At 43.5% G+C, this 4,364-nt stretch carries 6 protein-coding genes and 1 pseudogene; all 7 read right to left on the bottom strand.

Annotated features, from left to right (window positions below; genetic code table 11):
* Window positions 1–192: pseudogene (gene tolB / locus Q0338_RS06750) on the bottom strand (Tol-Pal system protein TolB); the annotation flags it as partial.
* Window positions 193–202: 10 nt separating this feature from the next.
* Window positions 203–1,033, bottom strand: coding sequence for a TonB C-terminal domain-containing protein (locus Q0338_RS06755; protein ID WP_366119756.1), 831 nt, complete (start codon window positions 1,031–1,033; stop codon window positions 203–205).
* Window positions 1,026–1,418: a biopolymer transporter ExbD gene (locus Q0338_RS06760; protein WP_002952432.1), complete on the bottom strand. Its 393-nt coding sequence runs from the start codon at window positions 1,416–1,418 to the stop codon at window positions 1,026–1,028. Before Q0338_RS06760 ends, Q0338_RS06755 begins: the two co-directional genes overlap by 8 nt.
* Window positions 1,415–1,996 carry a MotA/TolQ/ExbB proton channel family protein gene (locus Q0338_RS06765; RefSeq protein ID WP_185897941.1) on the bottom strand — a complete coding sequence of 194 codons (582 nt, stop codon included), beginning with the start codon at window positions 1,994–1,996 and terminating at the stop codon, window positions 1,415–1,417. Before Q0338_RS06765 ends, Q0338_RS06760 begins: the two co-directional genes overlap by 4 nt.
* On the bottom strand, window positions 1,996–2,385 hold the full coding sequence (gene atpC, locus Q0338_RS06770; RefSeq protein WP_002952434.1) for an ATP synthase F1 subunit epsilon: 390 nt from the start codon (window positions 2,383–2,385) through the stop codon (window positions 1,996–1,998). Before atpC ends, Q0338_RS06765 begins: the two co-directional genes overlap by 1 nt.
* A gap of 17 nt (window positions 2,386–2,402) precedes the next feature.
* Window positions 2,403–3,800, bottom strand: coding sequence for a F0F1 ATP synthase subunit beta (gene atpD / locus Q0338_RS06775; RefSeq protein ID WP_002947477.1), 1,398 nt, complete (start codon window positions 3,798–3,800; stop codon window positions 2,403–2,405).
* Between the two features lie 13 nt (window positions 3,801–3,813).
* Window positions 3,814–4,364, bottom strand: a 551-nt coding sequence (atpG, locus tag Q0338_RS06780; RefSeq protein ID WP_298086096.1) for an ATP synthase F1 subunit gamma, incomplete at its 5' end; no start/stop codon positions are given.

Consider the following 4,364-nt stretch of genomic DNA (forward strand, 5'->3'; position numbering starts at 1 on the left):
ATCAGAGCTTACCTTTAGATCTCCCAGCATAATTTTGTGAAATTTGCCCTTAAAAGTTTGATCGCCGACGGCCGTAGTGGCGTCTTGAAGCACGATTTTTGGTAAGGCCATACCCTTGTTGACGACCGAGATAGTGGCATCAACGGCAAAAAGCCAACTCGTAAAAGTAAGAAAAAGTAAAATTTTCTTCATTGTTCCTCCGTTATTCTAGTTTGTCTTGCAATTTAGTTCCGAGCTTAACAGCTCTGCCTATCTGAGTAGGCGGCGGAAATTTCTCAGAAGTCATACGCTCTAAGAAATCTCTAACCTTGTCGTTAAATTCGCTATTATACGATAACTTTTTTATATCGTAACTAAACGATCCGTCAACATCGATTACTATCTCGACTTCTGCTTCATCGCTAGAGTCGGCCTTATAGGCACTCCATTTGCTCTGCAAAATTCTGCTGATCGTGCCGAAATATTCGTTGTATTCGCCCGTCATTTGCGACTTTGGAGTTTTAGCAACCTGATCCAAAGTAAGCGAATTTATCACGTCGCTAGCTTTTTTTTGCTGGATCGTTATCTGGACTTTTTCCGGTTTTTTACGACTTTGTTCTTTTGGTTGCTCTTTTTTCTTAGTGACCTTATCTTCTTTTAGCTTAGAGGTATCGATACTGCCGAATAAATCCTTTAAATTTGGCTCTTCAACCTTTTTTTCTTCAGGCTCTGGCGGTGTAGGATCTGGTTCAGGTGGCTTGTTTGTGGTATCCGGTTTTGGCTCTTCTTTTTTAACCTCTTCCTCTTTTTTTACAGGCTGGGGTTTTTCTTCTTTTACAACCTCTTTTTTAGGCTCAGGCGCTTTTACGGTGATGTCGGGCTCGCGCTCAACTATCATAATATCCATAAAAGCATCTTTAGTATCGGTGTATTTTTTCGGCTCTTCCTTAAAATAGGTAAGCTTAATAAAAATACCGCTTATGATACAAAGGTAAAGAAAAGCCGATAGTAGGAAATAGCCGGAAGTGTTAAATTTGAGATCAAATTTATCCATTAGTCTGAAGCGCTACCTTTGTAAAGCCTGCGTTTTTTACGCTCTTCAAAACAAACATCACATCATCGTATATGAGGCTTTTGTCGGCCTTAATATAAACAGGCGAGTTTTTATCGTATTTTGCCCCGATAAGCACGATATTATCGGGAAGCTCGCGCAGATCCATAGTATTTTGGTCGATCCTAACCTTTTTGGTGGCATCCACGATAACGGTCAAATCTTTTCTTTGAGCCGAGGATGTTTTGGTTTTTGAGCCGTCCGGTAGTAAAATTTGCTCCTCGTAAACGATAGTAGGCGTCGTAACCATAAGAATCGCTAGCAAAACAAGCATGATATCCACGAGCGGAGTTATGTTTAGCTCCGGAGTTTCGTCAAGATTTATCATTGATCTTCTTTAAGCGTTACGAGGATGTCGACTTCACGCCTGATGACGCCCATGAGCTCATAGGCTTTTCGTTTGATAAGTAAGCTAAAGGTATAAGCTGGAATCGCCACGAATATACCCGCTCCTGTAGCCACAAGAGCCTCGCTGATAGCTGGGGCGATAACACCTAGCGACGCATTTCCTCCGCCTTGACCAAGCTGAGAAAATGTCTCCAAGATGGAAACAACCGTACCAAAAAGTCCGATAAAAGGCGAAGTGGAAGCAATAATGCTAAGCCAAGTAATGCCGCTAGTAGCATTCCTCTCTGAAATACTAACGGCGACCGAAAGCTTTTCTTTAGATACGGAGCCGCTTACGAATCTTTTTAAAACGGAGTCGTTTAGAGTATGCTTAGAGCCGCCCATTAATAGCGACTCAAGCGCATTTTGCTCTTTTTTTTGCCATGAGGCAAGCCCCGCCATACGGGATAAAAGTATGGTAAGGCTTATTATAAAATAAAAAGAGAGCCAACTAAGTACGAATATAGTAATAAAACTACTTCTTGATAAGTAGTTCAAAAAGATATCAAGCCCAGCCACTATCTTGTCCGAGCCATACTATCTAGTTTTGCTACGGCAGCAGCCATAGCGTTGTTCTCGCTGCTCATGCTAGCGATCAAATCCTTTGCTTTTTGCAATGAATTTGCTATCTCGCTCTCGGAATTTCCAGAAACGTGAACGGCGCCGTCGGCAAGGATCGTGGCCTTACCTTCGTTTATCTCGGCATATCCCCAGTTTATCGCGACGGCATCATGACTTTTATCTTCGCTCTCGATGTCTATAACGCCGGCTTTCAAAAGCGAAATAAGCGAGGCGTGTCCGGGCAAAACCCCAAACTCGCCTTCGCTACCCGGCAAAACTACGCTTTTGATATCGTTTGAAAACACTAAACCCTCAGGCGTAACGATTTCTAAATGTAATTTATTCATTACTTTTTCCTTTAAATTTAGGCTTTAAGTTTTTCAGCTTTTGCTATCGCCTCGTCGATGTTTCCTACCATATAAAATGCGTTTTCCGGCAAATCATCATATTTGCCTTCCAAAATTCCCTTAAAGCCGGCGATATTCTCCTCAAGACTTACGTATTTACCAGGGCTTCCCGTAAATACCTCGGCAACGAAGAATGGCTGAGATAAAAATCTCTCAATCTTTCTAGCGCGGTCAACCGTGACCTTATCTTCTTCGCTAAGCTCGTCCATACCAAGGATAGCGATGATGTCTTGAAGATCTTTATATTTTTGCAAAACCGCCTGCACGCCGCGAGCGACTTTATAGTGCTCACCGCCTAAAATTTGAGGATCGAGCATTCTTGATGTCGAATCAAGCGGGTCAACCGCAGGATAAATTCCCTTTTCTGCAATAGCTCTGTTTAGAACGGTAGTCGCGTCAAGGTGCGCGAAAACGGTTGCAGGAGCCGGGTCGGTAAGGTCGTCCGCAGGAACGTAAACAGCCTGAACCGACGTGATTGAACCTTTTTTGGTTGACGTAATTCTCTCTTGGAATTTACCCATTTCGCTCGCCAAAGTCGGCTGATAACCAACGGCTGACGGGATACGTCCAAGAAGCGCCGACATCTCTGCACCAGACTGAGAGAAACGGAAGATGTTATCAATAAACATCAAAACGTCAAGTCCCATCTCGTCGCGGAAATACTCAGCCATCGTTAGACCTGTTAGAGCGATACGGTTTCTCGCTCCCGGCGGCTCGTTCATTTGGCCGTAGCACAAGGCGACTTTATCCAAAACGTTACTTTCTTTCATCTCGTGATAAAGGTCGTTTCCTTCGCGCGTTCTCTCGCCAACACCTGCAAATACAGAGTAACCGCTGTGTTTAAATGCAACGTTGTGGATCAGCTCCATGATAATAACCGTTTTGCCAACGCCAGCACCGCCGAATAGTCCGACCTTACCACCCTTTGCATAAGGAGCCAAAAGGTCAACTACCTTTATGCCTGTTTCAAAAATTTCACTTTTTGTGCTTTGCTCTTCAAACGGTGGAGGATCGCGGTGAATAGACCATTTTTTGTCAAATTCTACGCCTTCGCCCTCGTCGATTAGATCGCCGACGACGTTAAAAATTCTTCCCAAAACTTTTTCGCCGACCGGAACGCTAATAGGCGCGCCTAAAGCCGTAGCCTCAAGGCCTCTAGTTAAGCCTTCGCTCATATCCATGGCGATAGTTCTTACGCGGTTATCGCCAAGGTGTGCGGCAACCTCTAGCACAAGTCTATTTTGCTTGCCCTCAACCTCGAAATTTACTTCGACGGCTTCGTTGATCTTGGGTAAATAATCCGTGAAATCGACATCGACTACCGGACCCATTACCTGAGAAATGATACCTTTCATCCATACTCCTTAATTATTTCATTGATTCGACGCCACTGATGATCTCGATAAGCTCAGTGGTGATAGACTCTTGGCGAGCCTTGTTATACGATAGTTTTAGCTGCGCAACGCGCTCTTTGGCGTTATTAGTCGCATTATCCATCGCTTGCATTCTAGCGCTATGTTCGGCTGCAAGACTATCTACTAAAGCGTAATACATGCTATATTCGAAATACTTCGTAAGTAGTTCGTTTAAAATTTTACCGTCGTCGCTTGGCTCAAATTCCATCAAAGAATTCGTCTCTACTTCGACTAGTTTTGGCGGCTCGACCGGCACGATATCGTTTATACGAATTTGTTGAGAGATCATGTTATTGTAGCCGTTATGTACCAAAATAACCTTATCCGTCGTACCACTTATGAAGTCGTCTATCGCGTCTTTTATGATATTTTGAGCTTTCTCATAAGTAGGAGACGAGCTTACGCCGACGTATTTTTCAAGCAAATTTATACCCTGGAAGCTAAAAAACTCTATACCTTTTTTACCTACCGCGCGGAGTCTTATCTTTACTTTTTTTGCCTTAA

It is taken from the genome of uncultured Campylobacter sp., from assembly GCF_938018145.1.
Lineage (GTDB): Bacteria > Campylobacterota > Campylobacteria > Campylobacterales > Campylobacteraceae > Campylobacter_A.

Bases quoted from the DNA above. Each gene is read 5' to 3' on its own strand.
- atpC (WP_002952434.1), bottom strand. From the start codon at position 2,385: ATGAATAAATTACATTTAGAAATCGTTACGCCTGAGGGTTTAGTGTTT.
- Q0338_RS06755 (WP_366119756.1), bottom strand. From the start codon at position 1,033: ATGGATAAATTTGATCTCAAATTTAACACTTCCGGCTATTTCCTACTA.
- atpD (WP_002947477.1), bottom strand. From the start codon at position 3,800: ATGAAAGGTATCATTTCTCAGGTAATGGGTCCGGTAGTCGATGTCGAT.
- Q0338_RS06760 (WP_002952432.1), bottom strand. From the start codon at position 1,418: ATGATAAATCTTGACGAAACTCCGGAGCTAAACATAACTCCGCTCGTG.